This is a genomic window from Bacillota bacterium, assembly GCA_013178305.1.
Taxonomy (GTDB): domain Bacteria; phylum Bacillota; class Sulfobacillia; order JABLXB01; family JABLXB01; genus JABLXB01.
In genome coordinates this window covers 73,153-95,292 of sequence record JABLXB010000002.1, presented here as the reverse complement: position 1 = coordinate 95,292, position 22,140 = coordinate 73,153, and the positions used below count along the sequence as shown (strand labels likewise).

18 protein-coding genes are annotated in these 22,140 nt (G+C 62.9%); 11 read left to right on the top strand and 7 right to left on the bottom strand.

The genetic code is table 11. The features are described from left to right. Window positions 1–141 precede the first annotated feature (141 nt). From HPY55_05820 to pstB, 5 genes are read left to right on the top strand one after another with little or no spacing between them, the layout of a single operon-like run. Window positions 142–978, top strand: coding sequence for a phosphate ABC transporter substrate-binding protein (locus tag HPY55_05820; GenBank protein NPV70148.1), 837 nt, complete (start codon window positions 142–144; stop codon window positions 976–978). Continuing rightward, on the top strand, window positions 975–1,850 hold the full coding sequence (pstC, locus tag HPY55_05815) for a phosphate ABC transporter permease subunit PstC (protein ID NPV70147.1): 876 nt from the start codon (window positions 975–977) through the stop codon (window positions 1,848–1,850). Before HPY55_05820 ends, pstC begins: the two co-directional genes overlap by 4 nt. Before the next feature lie 6 nt (window positions 1,851–1,856). Further along, the gene (gene pstA, locus HPY55_05810) at window positions 1,857–2,720 is read left to right on the top strand and encodes a phosphate ABC transporter permease PstA (protein NPV70146.1); all 864 of its coding nucleotides are present in this window, start codon (window positions 1,857–1,859) and stop codon (window positions 2,718–2,720) included. 16 nt (window positions 2,721–2,736) lie between these two features. After that, window positions 2,737–3,492 (top strand): phosphate ABC transporter ATP-binding protein, encoded by a 756-nt coding sequence (locus HPY55_05805; GenBank protein ID NPV70145.1) that lies wholly within the window; start codon window positions 2,737–2,739, stop codon window positions 3,490–3,492. Next, window positions 3,492–4,253, top strand: a complete 762-nt coding sequence (gene pstB / locus HPY55_05800) for a phosphate ABC transporter ATP-binding protein (protein ID NPV70144.1) — start codon at window positions 3,492–3,494, stop codon at window positions 4,251–4,253. Before HPY55_05805 ends, pstB begins: the two co-directional genes overlap by 1 nt. A gap of 213 nt (window positions 4,254–4,466) precedes the next feature. On the opposite strand, the gene HPY55_05795 is transcribed toward pstB, so the two are convergent. From HPY55_05795 to HPY55_05780, 4 genes are all read right to left on the bottom strand, one after another. Continuing rightward, on the bottom strand, window positions 4,467–6,134 hold the full coding sequence (locus HPY55_05795) for a phosphoenolpyruvate synthase (protein ID NPV70143.1): 1,668 nt from the start codon (window positions 6,132–6,134) through the stop codon (window positions 4,467–4,469). A gap of 207 nt (window positions 6,135–6,341) precedes the next feature. Beyond that, window positions 6,342–8,189, bottom strand: coding sequence for an asparagine synthase (glutamine-hydrolyzing) (asnB, locus tag HPY55_05790; GenBank protein NPV70142.1), 1,848 nt, complete (start codon window positions 8,187–8,189; stop codon window positions 6,342–6,344). A 122-nt stretch (window positions 8,190–8,311) separates the two neighbouring features. Beyond that, window positions 8,312–10,252, bottom strand: a complete 1,941-nt coding sequence (locus tag HPY55_05785) for a TRAP transporter permease (GenBank protein ID NPV70141.1) — start codon at window positions 10,250–10,252, stop codon at window positions 8,312–8,314. 73 nt (window positions 10,253–10,325) lie between these two features. Further along, window positions 10,326–11,405 (bottom strand): TAXI family TRAP transporter solute-binding subunit, encoded by a 1,080-nt coding sequence (locus HPY55_05780; GenBank protein NPV70140.1) that lies wholly within the window; start codon window positions 11,403–11,405, stop codon window positions 10,326–10,328. A gap of 259 nt (window positions 11,406–11,664) precedes the next feature. Here HPY55_05780 and HPY55_05775 point away from each other — a divergent pair, with 259 nt between their 5' ends. Together HPY55_05775 and HPY55_05770 are read left to right on the top strand one after the other, a co-directional pair. Then, window positions 11,665–13,701, top strand: coding sequence for a transporter substrate-binding domain-containing protein (locus HPY55_05775; GenBank protein ID NPV70139.1), 2,037 nt, complete (start codon window positions 11,665–11,667; stop codon window positions 13,699–13,701). 25 nt (window positions 13,702–13,726) lie between these two features. Next, on the top strand, window positions 13,727–15,094 hold the full coding sequence (locus HPY55_05770; GenBank protein ID NPV70138.1) for a sigma-54-dependent Fis family transcriptional regulator: 1,368 nt from the start codon (window positions 13,727–13,729) through the stop codon (window positions 15,092–15,094). Here the strand turns inward: HPY55_05770 and HPY55_05765 are convergent. Beyond that, window positions 15,039–16,373, bottom strand: coding sequence for an EamA family transporter (locus tag HPY55_05765; GenBank protein ID NPV70137.1), 1,335 nt, complete (start codon window positions 16,371–16,373; stop codon window positions 15,039–15,041). The two genes, HPY55_05770 and HPY55_05765, sit on opposite strands and share 56 nt — an antisense overlap. A gap of 67 nt (window positions 16,374–16,440) precedes the next feature. Between HPY55_05765 and HPY55_05760 the strand changes: the two genes are divergently transcribed. Next, window positions 16,441–17,337: a PIG-L family deacetylase gene (locus HPY55_05760; GenBank protein NPV70136.1), complete on the top strand. Its 897-nt coding sequence runs from the start codon at window positions 16,441–16,443 to the stop codon at window positions 17,335–17,337. Between the two features lie 152 nt (window positions 17,338–17,489). Here HPY55_05760 and HPY55_05755 read toward each other — a convergent pair whose 3' ends face one another. After that, entirely contained in the window at window positions 17,490–18,134 is a 645-nt protein-coding gene (locus HPY55_05755; protein ID NPV70135.1) for a response regulator transcription factor, read from the bottom strand. A gap of 5 nt (window positions 18,135–18,139) precedes the next feature. After that, the gene (locus tag HPY55_05750) at window positions 18,140–19,768 is read right to left on the bottom strand and encodes a GAF domain-containing sensor histidine kinase (GenBank protein NPV70134.1); all 1,629 of its coding nucleotides are present in this window, start codon (window positions 19,766–19,768) and stop codon (window positions 18,140–18,142) included. Between the two features lie 181 nt (window positions 19,769–19,949). Between HPY55_05750 and HPY55_05745 the strand changes: the two genes are divergently transcribed. The 3 genes from HPY55_05745 to HPY55_05735 all read left to right on the top strand — a co-directional run bounded on the left by HPY55_05745 (window position 19,950) and on the right by HPY55_05735 (window position 22,128). After that, entirely contained in the window at window positions 19,950–20,309 is a 360-nt protein-coding gene (locus HPY55_05745; GenBank protein NPV70133.1) for a DUF2512 family protein, read from the top strand. Continuing rightward, a complete protein-coding gene (locus HPY55_05740) occupies window positions 20,306–20,491 on the top strand; it encodes a hypothetical protein (protein ID NPV70132.1) in 186 nt (61 codons plus the stop codon). The genes HPY55_05745 and HPY55_05740 overlap by 4 nt, the downstream gene beginning before the upstream one ends. A gap of 551 nt (window positions 20,492–21,042) precedes the next feature. Then, entirely contained in the window at window positions 21,043–22,128 is a 1,086-nt protein-coding gene (locus HPY55_05735; GenBank protein NPV70131.1) for an amidase domain-containing protein, read from the top strand. Window positions 22,129–22,140: the final 12 nt, after the last annotated feature.

Sequence of the window (22,140 nt, the reverse complement as noted above, 5' to 3'; positions counted from 1 at the left end):
AAGCCGTGCGACTCACCTCCGCTACGCCGGTTCAAGTACCGGTTTGACTGACCGTCCGGATCGCCCGCCTGATTCACGGCGGGCGATTTACCTTTCGCTCAAGCAGGTGTCAGGGGCGCGGTGGTCGAATAACAAATTGTTATGGCCTTTCAGCGTGATGCTCTTACTGCAGCGTGTAACATAGGACTGTTACTGGTCGCCGCTTCGCTTGTCCTGAGCGGATGCTCACCCTCAGGTTCCAGGACCACTCTAACCCTTGCGGGTTCAACGTCGGTCCAACCCTTCGCTGAGATCCTGGCCGAGGAGTTCATGACCAATCACCACGGGGTCAGCGTCAATGTCCAGGGCGGCGGCTCCAGCACCGGCTACAGGGCTGCGAAGAGCGGGGCCGCTCAGATCGGGATGCTGTCGCGCCGCCTCAAGGCGGAGGAGGCCGACGTTATCCCTGTGACCATCGCGACGGATGCGATCGCGGTGGTCGTGCATGCGTCGAACCCCGTAAGCGGAGTCACCACCGCCCAGCTGAGGGGGATATTCACGGGAGAGATCCGCAACTGGCGGTTTGCCGGCGGACCGGACCGGCCCATCCACGTCATCACGAGGGAGGACGGTTCCGGAACGCGCGGCTCATTCGATGAAACCGTCATCGGCGATGGCATGGTCATGAGTTCCGCGGTCGTGCAGGACTCGAACGGCGCCATCCTCGAGACCGTCGCGTCGGACCCGAACGCCATCGGCTACGTTTCGCTTGGCCTGGTGGACGACAGGGTCAGGGCGGTGGCCCTCGACGGGGTACCCCCGACACACGACACTGCAAGGAGCGGCGAGTACAAGATCGTCCGGCCGTTCATATTCGCGACCCGGGGCAAGCCCGCGGGGATTGTGAAGGAGTTCATCGATTTCGTGCTGTCAGACCACGGTCAGGCCGTGCTCGAAGAAAACGGCCTGATACGCGAGAAAACAGGAGAGCGACAGTGACGAAACGGGAGTGGTTAATCGAACGAGTACTCTTCGCATGCGCCCTGACGGCGGTGTCGGCGCTTGCGCTGATAACCGGGTTTATCTTCAGGGAGGGAGTCCCGGAGCTGTTCAGGACGGGGCCGCTCGGCTTCGTCCTCGGGACTGTGTGGTCGCCGAGCCGCACGACGTTCGGCATCCTTCCCATGATCGCGGGGTCTGTGGTGGTCACGGTCGGCGCGCTCGTTATCGGGGTACCCATAGCCGTCGCATGTGCCGTATTCCTCTCCGAGATGGCGCCGGGGCGCATGGGCGTGTTTCTCAAGGCCCTCGTCGAGCTGCTGGCGGCGATCCCCTCGGTTGTCTATGGGTTCATCGGGCTTACTACCCTCGTGCCTGCGATCAGGCAGGCGACCGGGACGCCGGGGTTCTCAGCGCTTGCGGCGGCCATAGTGCTGGCCATAATGATAATTCCTACCATTGCGAGCGTCTCGTTCGAGTCGCTCCGCGCAGTTCCAGTGGCTTACCGCGATAGCATGGCCGCCTTGGGGTCCACGCGCTGGCAGTCGATACGCATGGTCCTGCTGCCCGCGGCGTCGTCAGGCATAATCGCCGGCATCATCCTCGGTATCGGCAGGTCGCTCGGCGAAACGATGGCGGTCCTGATGGTGGCGGGGAACGCCCCCGCGATGCCAGGTTCCGTGCTCTCGCCGGTGAGGACTCTCACGAGCAACATCGCCCTGGAAATGGGGTACGCTGCGGGGCGTCACCGCGACGCGCTGTTCGCCACCGCGGTCGTGCTGTTTGTCATGATCGCGTGCCTGAACCTCCTCACGCGGATGGTGATCTCGCGCGGCGCCGCGTACGGGGGCAAAAAGGGTTCGGAGGGTTAAGTCCGCATGAGCCTTGCCCGCAGGGAAAAGAGGAGCAGGGTGGAGATACCGAAGGCAGTGGACAGGTTCGCCTACGGCCTGGTCGCCACGGCCACAGGGATCGCGCTCGTTGCGCTGGCTTTCATCATAGTTTTCATATTTGTGAAGGGCGCATCGGTCGTGACGCTGGAGTTTCTCACCCAGGCGCCCCAGCGGATGGGGCGCGCGGGCGGCATACTCCCCAGTATTGTCGGGACTCTCGCGCTCACCATTGTGGCGCTGGCCATAAGCGCGCCGCTGGGCATTGCCAGCGCTATATACCTCACGGAGTACACGGAGGAAGGGCGTGCCTCCAAGGTGATCCGGTTCGGCGCGGAGAGCCTCGCGGGGATCCCGTCGATCATATTCGGCCTGTTCGGCTTCCTATTCTTCGTGGTGTTCCTGCGGTTCGGCTGGTCGGTGCTGTCGGGCGGGCTCACGCTGGCGACGATGGTGCTGCCCACCATCATCCGCACATCCGAGGAGTCGCTACGGTCGGTCCCCCGGGAGTACAAGGAGGTAAGCCTGTCGCTGGGCGCGAGCAGGTGGCAGACTGTCGTGCACGTGTTGCTGCCGAGCGCCCTGCCTGGTATCATAACAGGGGTTATGCTGGCACTCGGCCGCGCGGTGGGGGAGACCGCCGCCGTGATTTTCACCGCCGGGTCATCTCTCAGGCTGCCGAGGGGGATCATGGACCCGGTGCGAACCCTCCCGGTGCATTTCTATGTCCTGGCGAGGGAAGGGATCTCTCTCTCAAACGCGTACGGGACGGCCGCCGTGTTGCTCTTCATCGTTCTGGTCATCGAGGTTGCTGCGAACCTCATCATGGCCAGGTTCTCCAACAGGTCTTGAGGGGAGGGTTGGTGGCGTGAGCGCCAAGATCGCGTTCGAGGGCTTCAGATATTCGTACGGGAAGATCCAGGCGCTGAAGTCCATCAACCTCGAGATCGTGGAGAACGAGTTGTTCACGATGATGGGCCCGACCGGCGCGGGGAAGACCACGCTCCTGCGTTGCCTCAACCGCCTGAACGACCTGGTCAAGGCCGGGAAACCGTCAGGCGCCGTGAGGATCGACGGGGAAGACGTATATGCTTCCTCGATCGACGTGACGCTGCTCAGGCGGCGGGTGGGAATGGTCTTCGCGGTACCGACGGTTCTACCCATGAGCATCTTCGAGAACGTGGCGTTCGGCCCGAGGCGGGCCGGTGTGACGTCCCGCGCGACCATAGGGGAGAAGGTCGAGCGCGCGCTGGTAGCGTCGACGCTGTGGGATGAGGTGAAGGACAGGCTCGACGACCGCGCCGAGAGGCTTTCGGGCGGTCAGCAGCAGCGCCTCGCCCTGGCCAGGCTGCTCGCCCTCGACCCGGAGATAATACTCCTCGACGAGCCGACGTCGGGGCTCGACCCCATATCCACATTGAAGATCGAGGACCTGCTCAGGGAACTCACCGGCAAGTACACCCTGATCCTTGCGACCCACAACCCTCACCAGGCGGCGCGCGTGGGTTCGCGCGTGGGTTTCCTCTTCGAGGGGGAGCTTCTCGAAGTAGCCCCCGCGAAAGAGGTGTTCACCAATCCCAAGAACAGGCTGACGGAGGATTTCGTCAGCGGTAGGTTGGGCTGATGGAGACACAGTTCAAGGCGAAGGTCGAAAATCTCAGGCTGTACTATGGTAAGCACCTCGCCCTCGAGGGCGTGACGGTAGGCTTTCGCGAGAAGTCTGTCACCGCCATTATCGGCCCGTCGGGTTGCGGGAAGTCCAGCCTGCTGAGGTGCATCAACAGGATGAACGACCGGGTGCCCGGTGCTCGCGTGGAGGGCAAGGTACTCGTCGATGACCGCGACATCTACGCTGCCGACTGCGACGTGATGGACCTGCGCAGGCGGGTGGGAATGGTGTTCCAGCGCCCCACCGTGTTCCCGCTGACGGTGTTCGACAACGTGGCCGTGGCGCCGCGCGTGCACGGCATTACATCCCGGGCTGAGTTGGAGGACATCGTCCGCAGGGCTCTCTCGGAGGTCAACCTCTGGGACGATCTGAAGGACGGGCTGCGCAGGCCGGCGCTGGACCTCTCCGTGGGACAACAGCAGCAGCTTTGCATCGCGCGTGCGATTGCGACGAGGCCCGAGATAGTGCTCCTGGACGAGCCTTGTTCGGCGCTGGATCCGTTCACGACGTTGAGGATAGAAGACCTGCTGGCGCAGATGGCCAAGGACTACACGATAATCATCGTGACCCACAACATGCAGCAGGCGGCGCGCGCATCCAACGAAACGGTGTTCATGCTGAACGGGGAGCTCGTGGAGTCGGGGCCGAGCAGGCTGCTGTTCACCAACCCGAAGGACCCCAGGACCAACGACTACGTTACGGGTAGGCTGGGCTGATACCAGGCGCCCACCGGCGCGGAGACTCGGCCGCGCGAACGGCGCGATGGCGCCGTGATGGCTCAGCGTGAAACGTCGAGACAGCGCTCAACGAGCCTCGCCGTGTTCCCGTTCTTACGCGGGCTGCCGAATACTGCGAGTACCTTCACCGGTCCTGCCTCCGTACGAGTCCTTCGCCTGTGGCGGCGTCAAGAAGTTCTCCGTAAGGGCGGTTCAGGCCTCCTTGACTATCACTCCCACGTTGGCCTCGCCGTCGAGGAACGCTGAGAACTTCCCCCTGTACACGCGCACGGCGGGGTGATCGGTCTCCTCGTACGGGGCGCTCCGGAACCACTCGCTGTTGAAGATGTTGGTGTCGATCGAGTCGAACACCGGCAGGTAGAGTACGCCGTCGCTCTCCAGGTCGGCGAAGAAGTGAGTCCCATACGACAGTTCGGGCACGAAGCCGCCCTTCTTGACGCCGAGCTCGACGAGCAGGCCGGCGCCTGCTATCTCGCTGTATCGTACGGGCACCCCGAGCTGCGGGTTAGTCGAACCCCAGCGTCCGGGGCCGACGAGGATGTAGCGCTCGCCCCTCAGGGAGTCGTTGACGTACCCCACCGCCCTGGCCACCGCGTATTTGTCCTGAGCTGACTGGTATTCGTCGGGGTCGACGCACGCGAGCCGGGTGACCCCCTCCAATTTGCCGTTGACAAGCATCCTGTCGCCCTTGAGGATCACGTCATCCTCGCGCACCGATGCCGGGATGGTCACGCGGCTGTATTCCTCCAGGCTCGAAAGAGGCCTGGCCTGGACAAGACTCAACATGTCCTCCTCCGGCTCGTAAGCAAACTCGATATCGACGGGCATCCCCATCTCTCCCTCGAGCACCTCGAACAGCCTCTTCATGCGCTTGAACATTTGAGGATAGTACCTGTCGACATTCTCAAACGAGAACACCATCCTCTCGCCCGGGCCGAGCGAGCCGGTGACATCCATCGCCCTCAGCTCGTTGGTGCGCTGGGAGTAGACCTGGATGTACTTCCCGATCCCCGGGTGGTACGTGATGGTCTCGGGCCGCTCGTTGATGTTGTAGGATTTGAATCCGCACCGCACCATCTCGAGCGCGTCGTACGTTTCCTGGGAGTATTTCGCGATCTCGTAGGGGTTGTGCCCCTCCGCGCGTAGCAGCGGGTTCGTCAGCGATATCGTGCGGGCGTAGCCGCGGCCCGTGCAGCGCGTGCCCAGGCCGAACACGATGCGCACCACGCCGTCCTCCTTGCGGATCCGTTCCGTCCAGCGCCTGTACATCTTCGAATACCCGACGCCGGCGATCTCGGGGTAGAAGTGGCCGCCCCTCTCCTTCCCGACGAGGCGCTGGATGATGATCGCCATCTTATCGCCGCTCAGCCCGTGCTTTTTCTTGTACGCCACGGCGTTCGGACCGTAAGTGCTGGCGTACACCTGTTTGATGGCAGTCTTCAGCTGGCTGAACCGCCGCTTTTCGGTGCCGGAGTTCGGGATGAACGTGGTAAGGTACTTGCCCGCGCACGAATACTTGATGTTGTCCTCGATGAGCGACGATGACCTGATCGCCAGTGGGTAGCGGATCCTCTCCAGAATTCCTACCAGATGGGCTTCGAATTCAGGTGGCAGGTGGGATTGCAGGAACATCCGCTCCATCTCCTCGAACGGCAGGCGGCTCGGATACGCGTCCCAGAGGTCGTTCATCCGCATGAACTGATCGAAGACGGCGGTCCCGACGAAGAAGCTTTCGGGGATGTCGACCCTCGCCAGTATCTCGTCCTTGTGCTTCTTCAGGACTTCCTGGGCGAATATCAGCCCCCTCGCCTTGCCGCCGAGGGAACCCCCGCCGAACGCCCTGTCCCTGTATTCGGGCATGGACAGGGGGTCGAAGGTTATGTACTCGTTGATCTTCGCGGCCATTGCCACCGGAACTCACCCCACGGAATAAGTATGAGCCTCTTCTCTAGGTTCACCGTCGTGTCCCCGGATTCCCTCCTGGGTATCCGTGGCTGCGGGAGTTCCGGCGCGGGTGGCGCAAGCGGCGCAGGTGGCCTCGGAGTGGGCGGCGCAGGCGGGCGCAGGCTACCTTATCATGACGCGGTAGTCCCTCAACCAGGTATCCACCTGTATCAGGTATGCCAGGAGCTGCGGTCCGGTCATGAGCTGGCCGTACCACGGGAGGTTGAACGTCCCGGCGTCTGAGTTCGCAAAATGCCGGACGGCCTCCGCGTCAACGAGGGGGAGGAGGGGGGACGCCGGGTCGTCGAGGATATCGAGTACCCGCGAGCGAACCCTGGCGAGGTAAGACGGGTCGTGGGTCTTCGGGTAGGGGCTTTTCCTCCTGGCGAGCACGTCCTGGGGCAGCACCCCCACGAGCGCGCGCCTGAGGATTCCCTTACCCCGCTGGTCACAGTCTTTCATCGCCCAGGGGATGTTCCAGACGTATTCCACGAGCCTGTGATCGCAATACGGCACGCGGACTTCGAGGCCGACCGCCATGCTCATCCTGTCCTTGCGGTCCAGCAGGGCAGCCATGAACCTGGTCAGGGTCAGGTACAGGACTTCCCTCATCCGTGCGGCGTGGGGGTCCTCGCCCGGCAGGCGGGGGACCTCGTCCAGCGCCTCACGATAGCGCCGCTCGAGGTACGCTTCGGGCCGAACATAATCGAGAAGCGCGGGGGAGTACAGTCTCGTCCGCTGCTGGAGTTTTCTCATCCAGGGGAATGTCCCGGCCCGCAGGTCGTCCTCGCGGCGGAACCACGGGTAACCGCCGAATATCTCGTCCGCGCACTCGCCGGACAGCGCGACTGTAGCTCCCTTTTTCACTTCGCGGCAGAGGAGGTACAGGGAGGTGTCGATGTCGGCGTAGCCAGGCAGGTCGCGCGCGTGGACAGCCCTGGTAAGGCACTTCGCAAGCTCACCGGTGTCCACCATGACCACGTGGTGCCGGGTGCCGAACTGCTCCGAGACCAGCCTCGCCCACGGCCCGTCCGCGTCGGGCTGGAATGCGTCCGAGCGGAAATGCCTGTCGTTATCGACGTAATCCACGGAGTAGGTGTGGAGCGCATCTAGACCCGCGTGTCTGAACGACATCGCCGCAAATGCCGTTACTGCGCTGGAATCAATGCCGCCGGAGAGTAGGGTGCAGACAGGGACGTCGGACACGAGCTGCCGCTCCACTGTATCCTCGAGGAGCCCCCGGATGGTAGCGACGGACGTGTCGAAGTCGTGCTCGTGCGGCCTGCATTCGAGGCGCCAGTACTGCGTCACCCGGGTACCGGTCGCATCGTGCCGCAACGCGTGCCCGGGCTTCAGCTCGGATACCCCACGATAGACCCCGTGTCCGGGGGTCCTTGATGGGCCCATGACGAAGACCTCGGCCAACCCTTCGGCATCCACTTCGGGCTGAACCAGGGGGTTCCTCAGCAGCGCCTTAGGTTCCGAGCCGAAGATGAAAGCGCTTCCGCGCTGGGCGTAGAACAGGGGCTTGACTCCGAGGCGGTCCCTGGCCATGAACAGGCTCTGCGATGCCTCGTCCCAGATTGCGAAGGCGAAAATACCGTTGAACCGTTCGACGCACGGCGGGCCCCACTCTATGTAGGCCTTGAGCAGCACCTCGGTATCGGAATGCCCCTGGAACGTCCAGCCTTTCGCGCGGAGGTCGTCGCGGATATCCGGGGTGTTGTACAGTTCGCCATTGTAGACGATGACGCACGCGCCGCCGGTGGGGCGGTGACGCAACATGGGCTGGGCTCCGCCCGCCGGATCGACGACCACGAGCCGCCGGTGCGCGAATCCGCAGCGCTGTGAAAGCCAGAGCCCCTCATCGTCCGGCCCCCGGCACGCGAGCGCCGAGCCCATGCTTCTGATAGTATCAGCCTGTAGAGAGATGTCTCGTTCCCAATTGACACAGCCCGCGATGCCGCACACGGAGTTCACCATCCCCGTTCCAGTACCAATGCACTATACACGGTGGACGGGGAGATGGTGCGCGTCCGCGAGAGCTTATCAGCGTATGGCCAGGTCCAGTACTTGACTGTTGGAGAACTGTTCTACCTGCAGGTACCACAGCGCAATGCCGCCGCCTTGCGCCTTCTCGTCCTTATTAAATGCGCGCCGAAGCCGATCACGAGAAGCACCGCGCCGATGGCGTCGGTCACCAGGCCCGGGTCGATCAGGCATATCGCTGCGCCGAACATGGCCATCTGCTCGAGCCTGGTCACCGGTTCGTGGAAGTATCGCTGCGCGGCTATGGCCAGGCAGAACACCCCAAGCGTACCGGAAACCACGGCCCACGCGAGGTGGCCGATGTCGACGGACTCCATCAGCAAGATCGGCTGGTAAACGAACAGGTACGGGATTATCAGCCCAGCCATCGCCAGCTTTAGGCCGGTAAGCGCCACCTGAGTGGGGTTGGCCTTCGCGATCCCCGCGGCTGTATATGAGGTGAGAGCTACTGGTGGGATGACGCACGACAGCGTCCCGTAGTAGAAGACGAAGAAGTGCGCCGCGAGCGGCAGTACTCCCATCCTGACCAGCGCAGGTGCGGCCACGCTGGCTGTTATGATATAGCACGCCTCCGCCGGGAGACCCATACCAAGGCACATGGATGCCAGCATGACCAGGACGAGCGCAAGCCACAGCCTGCCCATCGCCAGCTGCATGATGTTCAGGGCGATGACCTGCCCGAGCCCTGTCATTGCCACTACACCCACAATGAAACCGACTACCGCGCATGACGTCCCGACCCCAATCGCGGCGCGCGCCCCCTCGTCCAGGGCCTCGATCAGCTTCGGCAGTGTTAGTCTCGTCTGGGGTTTCAGGTAGCTCCCCACGATAGTCGCGATGAGGCCGAAGAACGCCGCGTAGAGCGGCGTCAGCCCACGGACGAGTAGCACCACGATGACGACGATCGGTAGCATCAGGTGCCAGCCTTCCGCCAGGACCTTCCGCAGCTCGGGGAGTCGCTCGCGCGGCAGGCCTTTGAGGCCCAATTTGGCAGCCTCCCGGTCGACCATGAGGAACACGGCGAAATAGTAGAACAACGCGGGGATGAAGCCCGCCATCATTACGCGCAGGTACGGTATGCCGAGGAAACTCGCCATCATGAATGCCGCAGCACCCATAATCGGCGGCATGAGAATTCCCCCGGTGGAGGCGACCGCCTCGACGGCGCCGGCGAAGTACGGCTTGTAGCCGATGCTCTTCATCAACGGTATCGTGAATGTCCCCGTGGTGACCACGTTGGCTTGCGCGCTCCCGCTGATAGTGCCCATTATCGCGCTGGCGAACACCGCTACCTGCGCCGGCCCGCCCCTCAGCCGCCCCGCGAATGACAGCGCAAAGTCGTTGAAGAACTTGGCGGTCCCGGTCTTGCTGAGGAACGCCCCGAACACGATGAACATGAACACGTATGAGGACGAGACCATCAGGGTCACGCCGAACAGGCCCTCGTCTGTGTAATACATCCGGTTGAGTATACGTGCCCAGGTGAAACCGCGGTGCGCGAACGGCCCGCTGAGAAGGTAGCCGTACTTCGCATAAAGCAGGAACACGATTGCCAGCACGGGTAGAATACCGCCGATCGCCCGCCTCGCGCCCTCGAGGACGAGCAGGACCGCGATGAGCGCCACCACATAGTCGAAGGGATCGAGTACGAGGGCCCTCTCAACGACCGAGTCGTAGACGAAGTAGAGGTACAGGCCGACCGCGGCAGACAGGACGGCAAGCACCGCGTCCAGGGCGGAAAACCCCTTCAGGCTCGAGCGTTTGCCGCCGGGGTAGAGCAGAAAGGTCAGCGAGAGCATCAATGCCAGGTGAATGGCGTTCCGCTTTATCGCGATCATCAGTGAGAAGCTGTTCATCCATATGTGGATCAGTGACGCCACCACGGCGAGCACGACGACGAACCTCAGTTGCCAGCCTTCGAGAGTTCGCTGCACGGCCGGTTCGGCCATCTTCATCTGGAACCTGCTGAACCACCCGGTTTTCATGTTAACCCCCCTCCACGAGGAGAACGGGGCGCGTGGCGTTGGCGCGCGCCCCGTCAAGAACCTGTCCGGCGGCCTACTTGGCTTCGGGCGGGACCAGGTCGTCCGGGACCTTGAGCCCCTTCTCCTTGAAGTACTTCAGAGCGCCCTTGTGCAGGGGGACAGGGGGTAACCCCTGGACCGCCTTCTCCAGCGTTAGGTACTCGAGCGCTTTGTGAGCGGTCTTGGTCGAGGCGAGGTTCTCATACATGGTCTTGACCAGGTTGTAGACCAGGTCCTCGGGGAGGTCGGAGTTGCCCACAATGGCGCATTTCACGCCGAGCGTCTTGACGTCCCTGTCCTGGCCCTTGTACGTGTTGGCTGGAATCACATGCTGTACGTAGAACGGGACTTCCTTCGACAGCTTCTTGTAGTCATCGTCGGAAAACTCCAGGAGTTTCACCCTTGTAGCCGACGCGAATATCTCCGAGACGGCCGACGTGGGGACGCCGCCTTCGGCGTTCATGCCGTCCATCTGGCCGTTCTGCATGGCCTGGGAGGACTCGAAGTAGCCGAGGTGCTCCTTCCTGATGTCGTCGAACGTCAGGCCGCCGATCACCTTCAGGATCATCCTGGTGCTGTATTCGGTGCCGCTTCCAGCCGCGCCGACGCAGAACCTCTTGCCCTTGATGTCCTTGATCGAGTTAATGCCGGATGCCTGGGTAACTACGAACTGCGTGACATCGGGCCAGAGCGCTGTGAGGAAGCGAAGCTTCGGGTTGGCCTTGCCCTGGAATCGTTCCGCGCCCTGGAAATTGAAGAGCGACAGGTTCGTCATCGCGATGGCGAGCTGGGCTTCGCCGCCCTTGATCATGTTGAGGTTCTCAACTGTGCCTCCGGATGACTGCGCGGACGCAGCAACCCCGGTAGAGCCGAGCTTCTCGTTCCACAGGTTGGCGAGTATGGTCCCAACAGGGTAGTAGGTTCCGCCGGTGGAACCCGTCACGATCGTGATGAACTTCTTACCCCCTTGCTGGGGCTGCTGCGGGACCGGCTGCGCGGGTTGCACCTCCTTCTTGGGCTCTGGCGCAGGTTGTTGACCCGAGCAAGCGGAGAACGAGAGGACTACCGCGACGACCACCAGCACGGACGCCGCCTGTCGGAGCCTCCTTGACATGAGCGCTAACCCCCTTTTATCGAGCTCTTGTGCCGGCTGGCTTATCGGCCGGCCAGGCTTGCTGGGTCACAACCCTTGCAACCTCCATGCCAGCCCCTGACGCCCGGGGAAATCGGCACTGAGCAGGCCATGTCTTCACGGAGGATTCGGCCAAGCGGCAAAACCTGCCGCTCGCACCACGACAGGCGGCAAGTTTTGCCGGATCCCGGCAGGTGAACCGCCCCGCTCTATCGAAGGTCGATGCCACGGGGTGAGGACAATGCCGGTATCCAACGCCAGACCCGTTGCCTGGCGACGCGTTTCCCGGCTGCTTCCGGCTGGGGCGCTGCTGGCTACGTTCTGGCTGAACGCGGTAGCCTTTGTCGCCGCCGCGCCCGGTCAGTACGATTCACCGGGAGGGCCCGGGACAGGGACGGGCGGAGTCGTGGGGGTCCGGCTGGTCGAAACGAGGACACGTGTCGTCAGGATGGCCGGGGACAACAACTTCCCGCCGTTCGAGTTCGTCTCGGCAAGCGGTGAGTACAAGGGATTCAACGTCGACATCATGAGGGCCATCGCGCTGGAACTCGGACTCGACCTCGAGCTCGTGCCTATGCCGTGGGCCTCGGCCCGTGACGCCCTCGAATTGGGTTTCGTCGACGCTATTCAGGGGATGAAGTACAGCCGCGAGAGGGATCAGGTACTGGATTTCAGTGTTCCCTATTTCAGAAGCGCTCAGGGGATATTCGTCAAATCTGACAACCTCTCGGTTTCGGGGTTGGAGAGCCTCGCAGGACTGAAAGTGGCGGTGCAGGAGGGTGATTACGGGCACGAGATCGTGAAGAAGATCCACGGGGTGGAGACCGTGGTGTTTGAGAACCAGGAATCCGCCATGGACGCTCTCCTTTCGGGGGCTGTCGACGCTTTTGTGGGAAACAGGTTCGCCGGCCAGTACGTAGCCCAGCGCAGGCGCCGCACCGCCGAGCTCAAGATCGCCGGTAATCCGATCGATCCCGCGGACTACTGCGTGGCGGTCAAAGAAGGCAACCGCGAACTGGCCTCCCTGCTCAATGCGGGGCTGGATACTATCAAGAAGAAGGGCACGTACGAGAAGATCTACGCCAAGTGGTTCGGGGAGGAGATCCAGCCGCCCGCGGCAGGCCTCAAGCGTACTCTTGCGATATTACAGGGCGTGCTCGCGGTGGCGCTCGTAATAGGTCTTGCCGTTGTCCGGTGGAACAGGACGTTACGGAAGGAAGTGGCCGTGCGCACTGCGGCACTGGCTCGCAGCGATGCGTTGAAGGACCGGATCCTCAACAGTTCGTTCGCGGGCATTGCGGCGATTTCCGAGGATGGCCGGGTCCTTGCGACAAACAACCGTGCCCTCGAACTCATGGGTGTTGAACGCGCGGAGATCCAGGGGAAGCCGTGGACGGACACCTACTTGCGGCACATGTTCGACGGGGACCTGATCGCCGATGTCCTGAGCCTGGGCTCGACCTACCGGAACCTGGAGACCCGGCTGAAACGAAACGGCTCGGAAGTGGTGCTGGGATACAACGCCGGGCCACTGTACGCGGCCGGCGGGAACCACGGTGGGGCCCTGGTTTCCTTCGACGACATAACTGAGAACAAACAGCTGCAAGCGACGCTGGCGCGGCGAGACAAGATGGAAGCGCTGGGGGAACTCGTTTCGGGGATCGCCCACGAGATCCGGAACCCGCTCACCGCGATCAAGGCGTTTCTGGAGATGCTCCCGGCCAAGTATGATAACGAGTCCTACCGGGCCGAGGTTACGAGACACGTTCCGGCGGAGATCGACAGGTTGAACCGCATCATCTCGGACCTTCTCGAGTACTCGCGTCCCAGGCGACCGGTTGAGGAGGACGTTGAGGTCAGGCAGATCATCGACGACATCCTCGTGCTGTTCAAGTCCCGCACGGACGGCGCCGGCGTGTTGGTGAGCGTGGACGTCCAGCCCACTCTGCGGGTGAGGGCCGACAAGGGGCAGCTCAAACAGATAATGATCAACCTGATGTTGAACGCGGTGGAGGCCACTGAGGGAGGAGGCCGTGTGGCCGTCTCGGGGGCGGCGGTCGATAACCGCGGGGTAATAGCGGTTGAGGATAACGGCCCTGGAATTTCCGAGAAGGATCTGGGCAGGGTCTTCGACCCGTTCTTCACAACGAAGGAGAAGGGCAGCGGCCTCGGGTTATGGATAGCGTACGAGCTTACGAAAGAAAACGGCGGCGATATCGAGCTCAGGAGCGCTGAGGGCGCCGGCACGACGGTCACCGTCCGATTGAGACTTGCGTGAGTATCCGCCGGAGAGGAGCACGGATATGCAGCCGGTGTTGCTGATAATCGACGACGAAGAGGCGATTTGCTCGTCCTTGAGGTTCGCCCTGGAGGACGAATACGACGTCAGGACGGCTTCTGATCAGCCGGGCGCCATTAACGTCATGGAGTCGGACGATGTGGGGCTGGTCCTGCTCGACCTCAAACTGGGCAAGGCAAATGGCTACGACGTGCTGGTCGAAGTCAAGTCGCATTTCCCGGACACCGCGGTGATCGTCATGACCGCCTATGGTAGCATCCGCTCGTCGGTGGAATGCATGAGGGCGGGCGCCTACTATTACGTCACAAAGCCGCTCGACATGGAAGAGGTGCGGCACCTGCTCAGACAGGCCCGGGAGTTCGCGGCCATGAAGCGCCGGATAAAGTACCTCGAGGGGGAGCTCAGCGACAGGTACGCCTCGGGAATTGTCGGCAGCAGTAAGGCGATGCAGAAGGTGTTTGGTCTGATCACCAAAGTGAGGGATATCGACGCAAACGTGCTCATCACCGGCGAGAGCGGGACGGGGAAGGAACTCGTCGCGCGGGCGTTACACTTCGGCGGCCGGAGGGCGCGCTCCAGGTTCGAGGTTGTGAACTGCGCTGCAATACCCGCCGCCCTCCTCGAGAGCGAGCTGTTCGGCCACGAAAAGGGGGCGTTCACCGGCGCGTACGCGAGAAAACCGGGGTCTTTCGAGATGGCGGACGGGGGGACCGTATTCCTCGACGAGATCGGGGAGATGGACATGGGCCTCCAGTCCAAACTGCTGAGGGTGATACAGAACAGGGAATTCGCGCCACTGGGGTCCACGCAGCCGAGGCGGGTGGATGTCCGCATCATCGCCGCGACGAACAAGGAGTTGTCGCGCGAGGTAGAGACCGGCAGGTTCCGGCAGGACCTGTTCTACAGGTTGAATGTGATCAACATACGCGTCCCGGCGCTGAGGGAGAGGGCGGAGGACATACCGCTCCTGGTAGCGCACTTTATCAAGCGGTACGGGGACCGGTTTAGCAAAGCGATCACCGGGATTGACGGTGGGGCGCTCAAGATCCTCGAACGCTATGGTTTCCCTGGCAACGTGCGGGAGCTCGAGAACATCATCGAGCGGGCGGTCGCTCTCGCCGACGGACAGACCATTACGGCCCCGGACCTCCCGGAGTGGCTGTCCGGTGACGCGGAAGTGCGCGACAGCGTTAGGGCTACAACGCGTCACGAGCGACTGGCGGACATCGAGCGCGCAGCCATAATCGAGTCACTGAAACGGCACGGCGGGAACAGGCGCGCCACGGCGCGGAGCCTCGGCATCAGCGAGAGAAACCTCAGGAACAAGATCGCTCAGTATCGTCGCGAGGGGTCGTTCGAGGAGGCAGGCTAGCGCCCGTCGCCGGGTCGGTCGCCAGCGCGGCCAGCCCCAGGATTATCGCGGCGCCCGGTGCGAGCATCGACAGGTGCAACGATTCCCCGAGAAATACGACCGATCCGAGCACGCCGAATATGACGGAGGTCGTGATGATCAACCCCGTGAGGCCCGCGCCTATCCGGCGGATGGCCGAGTAGCCGAACAGTATCGATAGTGCGAGGAAGACGAGGCCACTCGCCACGGTGACGGGAACCACGCCCCGCGGGATCGCCAGCGACCCGTTTTGAGACAGGGCGAGGGCGCCCATTACGAGCATGGCCGTCGTGGTCTTGGCTGCGAGCATGGTTACGACCGGCAATCGCGGGCCGATTACGCGCAGCAGGTTACACTCCAAGGCCCAGCAGAAGAACCCCAGGGATATCAGGGCGTCACCCAGGACCGTGGCTCCGCCGGCCCCGGCACCCGCGGCCGCAGCGCCCGCCGGCCAGGAGAGCCACGCCGAACCCGCCAGCACGATGACGCTCCCCGCGATTCCCCGCGGGCCGATGCCCTCGTGAAACATCCCGAATGCCAGAAGCGCTGTGAATGCCGCTTCGAGGTTATTGAGCAGCGAGCCGTGGATGGCGCTGGTCCTGCTGAGGCCGAGGAAGTACAGCATCGGTCCGCCGGCGCCACCCGCGAGGAGCCATGCGGCAAGTAGCAGCGTCGTTCTCCGGTCGGCGCTCTTGAGGAGCGACCCGAGCGCGCCTCGCGTAGTGGCGCGGGCGGCAAGCGGGATAAACAGGCAAGTGGCAAACAGGTACGTCCAGGCGCCGGCGACCATGTCGCTGACGCCCGAGCTCAGGATGACCTTGTTCGCCACCGTGTTGAGGCCGATGAAAGCAGCCGACGCGAATGCGAGAGCGTAACCGGAAGCCATCGTCTCGGCCTCAGTCCGGCGCCTGGCCGCGCACCGGCTGCCGCGGAGCTTTGACTGCACGGCTTCGCTATCGAACTCCATCACCCACTGGTCCATCTGCTCTGGAGAAACCATCTTTGGGTCGTCGATCATCCCCGCGAGGATGCGCGTCTCGCGGGAGTCTACTGCCCAAAGATCCCGGGCAAGCTCGTGATCCCGCTTCAGACCGCGGGCCATCTCACGCAGGTCGGGTATGGGAACCCCGTACACCTTACGACCGGCTGTGCCGAAGCGGGCCATGCCCTCGACCGCCTCCGGCCTCGCAAGGGACTCGATCCTGGCAACGACATCCTCAACACGGGGTTTACCACCCATTCCGCCCCAGCCCTTTCCCAAGGTCTTGTCGCCACGCCTATGGTATCATGTGAGGAGCAAACATGCACCGCTCCGAGGGGGTCGACCGGTGTCCTGGAGGGTCATGGTATGGGGGGCCGTCGCTGTCGTGTGCGTGGCCCTGGCGGGGTCGCTGTGGTTTGCCACCGGGGTGATAAGAGGGTTGGGCAAGGCGGGTGGCCGCCAGGCATGGAGGGCGCTGGCCATCGTGCTGAGCGTTACTGTCGCGAGCGGGTGCCTCTACGCGCTGTGGTTTGCCTGGCCCATGTTCACCGGCAGGCGACCAGCCCCGAAAGACCCCGCTCTGGCCAGGGCTCTCGGCGAGCCTGTCACACACGGCGGACTGTCGGTACTGGCGGTGGTAGCCCACCCCGACGATGCCGAGTGGTACTGCGGCGGGACGCTGGCGAGGACGGTGGCGGCCGGCTCGAAAGTCACCGTAATCGTGGCAACCGACGGCGAACGCGGCAGGGGCGCGCCGAGCTCGGGTGAACTGGCGGCGATCAGGAGGCGCGAACAACAGGAAGCCGCGAGGATCATGGGATACACCAGGACGGTTTTCCTTGAGATCCCCGACAGGGGCGTATCCCGCGCGGACGACTTGAAGGGACGCATTGCAGCCGTGTGGGACGAGGTGAAACCCGACATCGTGCTGACGTTCGACGCCGAGTCCCCGTCGCGCCCGTACGTGCACCCCGACCACCAGGCCGTGGGTCACGCCGTGTTGAGCATCCTTCACGAGAAGCGCGAAAAACCGGCGACAGCCTATCTCTTCAGTTCCGCTGAGCCAAACGCGGTGGTGGATATAACACAGCTTGTTGACAGAAAGCTCGCGGCGATACACGCTCACCGCACCCAGTTCGGGCGGACCGGGGGCCGAGGCGCGGTCGACCAGAACTACGCCGCGGGAGAGTCGTCGGGGCTCGAGTACGCCGAGATGTTCCGAGTGGTCCAACCGTTGCCTTAAGCGTGGGAGGTTGGGATTGATAATACTCGATGGCTCCCGGGAGGGTGCTTCCCTCGCGGACGAGGTGGCGGTCCGCGCGTGCGTAAGGGTGGGTGAGATGCTCGTCGCGGCCGGTCACGAGGTGCGGACAACCGATGCCGCCGGCCGTCAGGTCAATCCGGCTGAGTCTTGTTTGGGATGTAGCCTTGCTTGAGCGCGGCGACCGCCGCTTCGGTTCGCCGCTGTACCCCGAGCTTGCGCAGGATCTGCGCCACGTGGAATTTCACGGTGTTGATGCTCAGGTACAGTCTCTCCGCGATCTGGACGTTGGTTAAGCCCTCGGCGATGAGGGCCAGGACCTCCTGTTCGCGGGCAGTCAGGGACGAAACGTTGGTGTTGAAACTCACCGTGTCCATAACCGCGCGCGCGACCGCGGGGTCGATGTAACCGGACCCCGCGTGGACACTTCGTATCGCGTCAACCAGTTCGGCCGCCGACAGGTTCTTCAGGGCGTAGCCGTCGGCACCCATGCGTATTGCCTGCTGCACGTATTCTTCGTCGTCGTAGGCGGTCAGCATGACCACCCGCGTTGAGGGAGATACCTCCCTTATCGGGCCTATGTAGTCGCTCCCGCGGCTCTGCGGCATCTTGACGTCCAACAGGACCACCTCGGGCTTGTGCAGCCTGGACGTTTCGACCGCCGACGGCCCGTCGTAAGCCTCCCCCACTATTTCGATATCTGGCTCGAGCCGGAGCATCGCCCTCAGCCCTTCGCGGACGATGACCTGGTCATCGACTATTACGACCCTTATCGCCAATGTACTCACCCCGGCTTCGAATCTATGAGCGGAACTGCGACTGAAATCGAGGTGCCTGCGCCAACCCTGCTCGCTATGTTGAACTCCCCGCCGAGCCTCCTGATCCTTTCAGACATACCTATCATACCAAACCTGTTTGAGTGCGCCAGTCTCCCGGGACTTTCCCCCGCGTCAAAGCCCACACCATCGTCGTGGATGCTGAGGCGGACCTGTCCAGGTTCCACCCGGAGCTCTATACCCACGTTCCTGGCCACGGCGTGACGCTTGACGTTGTTGAGCGCCTCCTGTGTGACCCTGTATAGCGTGAGCTCGACGTGAGGGGGAAGTCGCAGGTCCTCCTGGCAGAAAGCAGTGAACCGGACCTTCGTTTCCGTCCCATCGAACAAGGACTTGGCCAGGGCCCTGATCCCCGCGGGAAGGCCGAGATCGTCGATCACCGGCGGCCTCAGGTTCTGTACCATCGTCCTCATTTCTTCGAGGCTGCCGGTCACGAGGTGCCTCGCCCTCTGCAGTTCCCCCGAGGCCTCACCGGACTTCGATTGCATCAGGAGATTGTTACACGCCTCGAGGTGATACAGTGCGGCCACAAGCGCCTGCGTTGCCCCATCGTGCAATTCGGCGGCGAGTACCTTGCGCTCGTCCTCCTGGACCTGGATCACGTTCCGCGCGAGCGCCGACAGCACGTTCTGCTTCTCTGTGAGTTCAGAGTACAGCCTCACGCTGGCTACCGCGCCCGCGAGAGCCGAGGCGAACGCCCTCAGCAAGTTCTCCTCATCCATCCCCATCTTGGTGGATGGGTTCACTACGTATAGCAGGCCGAGGGTTTCTCCGTAGGCCCGGACCGGCACCAGAAGCCACGACTCGGCTTTCCTCGCTCCTGCTTGGGCGCTGATTACACGAGCCCTGCCGTAGCCGGCCTCGCTCAGGGGCGCCTTCAACAGCCGGACCTGGACGCGGTGGCTGAGCGGCTTGAACCTCGCATTCCCGCCGGCCGACAGTTCGGTGGCGCCCTTCGTCAAGATGACGCCGCAGTCGACAGCGTGGAACGTGTCCCTCACGGTCTGGGTTATCCTTTTCAGCAGCGGGGCGACCTCGATCGACGAGAAGGCCGAAAGGGTCATCCTGTATGCTTCCTGGAGGTACGAGCTTTGCTTGATAATCTCGTTCTCCCGCGCCTCGATGTAGCTCCTGGCGAGAATCGCCCGCGACCTGTCCAGCAGCCATTCGAGGAAACGAAGTTCCTTCATCACACCGGTGGGGATCGAGCCCCTGTCGTCATACCGGCGGAGGACCACGTCCCATATCGCCATCCTCGCGTGCTCCGCGACCTCGTGTACTTCCTCCAGCCCGATGCCCTGGGCCGCCCGTGCCTTTCCCATCACCTTCTGGTCGTCCCAGAAAGGTTCGAGGCTCCCGCGCAACGCGTCGGTGACGAGGTCGATATATTTTCTGAGCCTGCGCCTACCTTTACTGCTGGCCAGGAAACTCTTGTAGCCGGGGGTTGTGAGGTTCGAGTCCTCAAGCCCGCTGGCGATCATGCCAACGAGCTCCCGCCGGTGGCGCACCAGTATGGCGACCAGATGCTTTCCGTTTCGCATGGATACCCCTTCCCGCTTTCCAGATTCACGCAGCATCCGGCAAACTCCTTCGAGCGACCGGTTGGATATCCCCGCGAGAACCTGTCCATGGCACTGTCAATGATTGACTGGTACGATCACCGCCTGTAACCCGCGCCGCGCGCCGCCGCGCCCGGTGAATATCGCGGATCTCCCGTACAAAGACTAGCGAACAGTATAAGGAAAGGGGGGATGCCGCGTGCAGCTCAGCCGGACTGTGACGGCCCTCATCGTAAGATTCCTGCTGACGCTCGTGGCCGCCTGGATCGCGTTCTCCTGGGTCGGGTTCAACCCGCTGGACCAGATCGTTCTGCTGGCCGTGGTGGGGACTATTGTCAACTACGTTCTCGGTGACCTGATGGTCCTGCCCAGGTACGGCAACCTCGTGGCGTCCGTGGGCGACGGGGTGCTGGCGGCGGTGGTGGCGTACCTGGTCGATCTGTTCCTGCCAGCATTCCGGACCAACTTCCTGTCGCTCGTGTTGTTCGGAGTGCTCGTCGCGATTGCGGAATATGTCTTCCACCAATATCTGTTCCGCGCGAGAGAGGTCTCCCCGTGACAGGTAGGGTGGACGACGGGATTATCCGGCCGAATGACCTGCCGGAAGACCAGCACAGGCCCAAGGGCAAGCCTGTCAACAGGGAGGCGAGGTCGCAGAAGGCGCAACTGGAGAGCGTTCACCAGCACGGAATGTACAAAGACATCAAGACGGACATCAGTGAGAAGACCGGGCGCCAGTAGTCGCCCGGTCCTGATGTTGCCGCGGGCATTCCGCAGCCCGGACCCCAGCACCTCACCCTGTGCGGTGGCAGGCTAATTGGTGTAAACTGGGGCGGGGGTGATACCGGAGATGCCGGTGGACTTTCGTGAAGTGCAGGTGCCCCGCCAGTGGTGGCTGTGGGTCATCGTAGTGCTGGTGGCGCTGGTGTCATGGGTGTCGGCCGCGCAACAACTCGTGCTGGGCCGGCCCTTCGGCAACAACCCGGCGCCTGATTGGGTCGTAGTCGCGGATTGGGTCTCGGCGACGTCGAGCTCGAGTGGGTGTTCTAGGGCGAGCACCTGTGCCCGATCCACGACTGCAGGTCCGACCTCGAACGCAAAATGCACGAGGCCTACCCCGCCGGGCTTACTCGAACTGGCAGCGTTGCTGAGGGCAGACGCCCGGTACTTCTACGACGCCCCCATCGGGTGGTTCAGGTGGACTGCCGCGGGGATAAATCTCGTGCGGTTTTCTCACCGTCGCGCCCTGAATAGACATCTCTATCAGATGGGTTCTGATGGGGGCGGAGCGGTTGCGGAGGCTGGCGTGGTTCCTGTTCGGGCTTACGCTTGCTGTGGCTCTGTGCGCCAGTTTCCATGACACCCCCGCCATTTTCAGCGTTCCCCACCCTGGATTGGAGCCCGTCTTGCACGAGATCGCGGGCATTCGCCTGAGGTGTCTCTTGTCGGGTGACGCCCGGGACCTGGAAGGCGTGTACGATACCACAACAGTCTCGGGGACGTGGGCATTCGAACACGAAGTCGGCAGGGTCAGGTATTTCCGGGAATGGCTCTCCAAACGATTAATAGAGGTTGTGTCGGTGGATTCCTCGCTCAAGACCATCGACGCCGGTGCCGGCGGGGAACAAGCGTGGGCATCCATCTGCCACAATGTGGTACTTACCTACAGGCGCCGCCAGAGTCAGGCTCTCAACCATATGGGTGTGCGGACCGTCCATTGGATGGAGCTGGTCCGGATGGACGGGCGCTGGCTGATCCGCAAGGACTGGTTTTGGGACCCGTTAGGGAGCAGCTCAAGACCGCGAGTACCTGCCGAAATCGAACCGGCGACGGCGCCGGACCCGGATGAGGTGCCGGTTGCCGCAAGCGGTTCCTCGTACAACAGAACCGCCGCAGTCGAGTACGCGGACCGGTACTGTGGCGTGAAAACGGGTACGAGCACGGGCAGGTACAACCCCAGGTATCGTGATTTCACCAACCTCGGGGGCGATTGTGCGAACTTTGCCTCACAGGTGTTGGCGGACCGGGAGGCCGGTGGGCTCCCCATGGACGGCGGCTGGTTCTACGAGGCCGGCGAAGGCACCGACGCGTGGATACGCTCGGGCGGGTTCGTCGGCCACATGTTGTATAACGGCCGCGCCACACTGGTGAAACGGGGCAAATACTCGGCCGTCGCGCCGCTCCTCTCGCGGCTTCAACCCGGCGATATAATAGCCTACGAAGAGCTCGGCGCAGTCAAGCACGTGTGCGTAGTCACTGGCAGGGATGCCGACGGAAGGGTGGTGGTCAACAGCCATACCGCCGACCGCTACCACGTCCCGTGGGACCTGGGGTCTGAGGACGACCATGTTTTCTGGCTCATCCACATCACCGGATAGAAGTCCCACTCC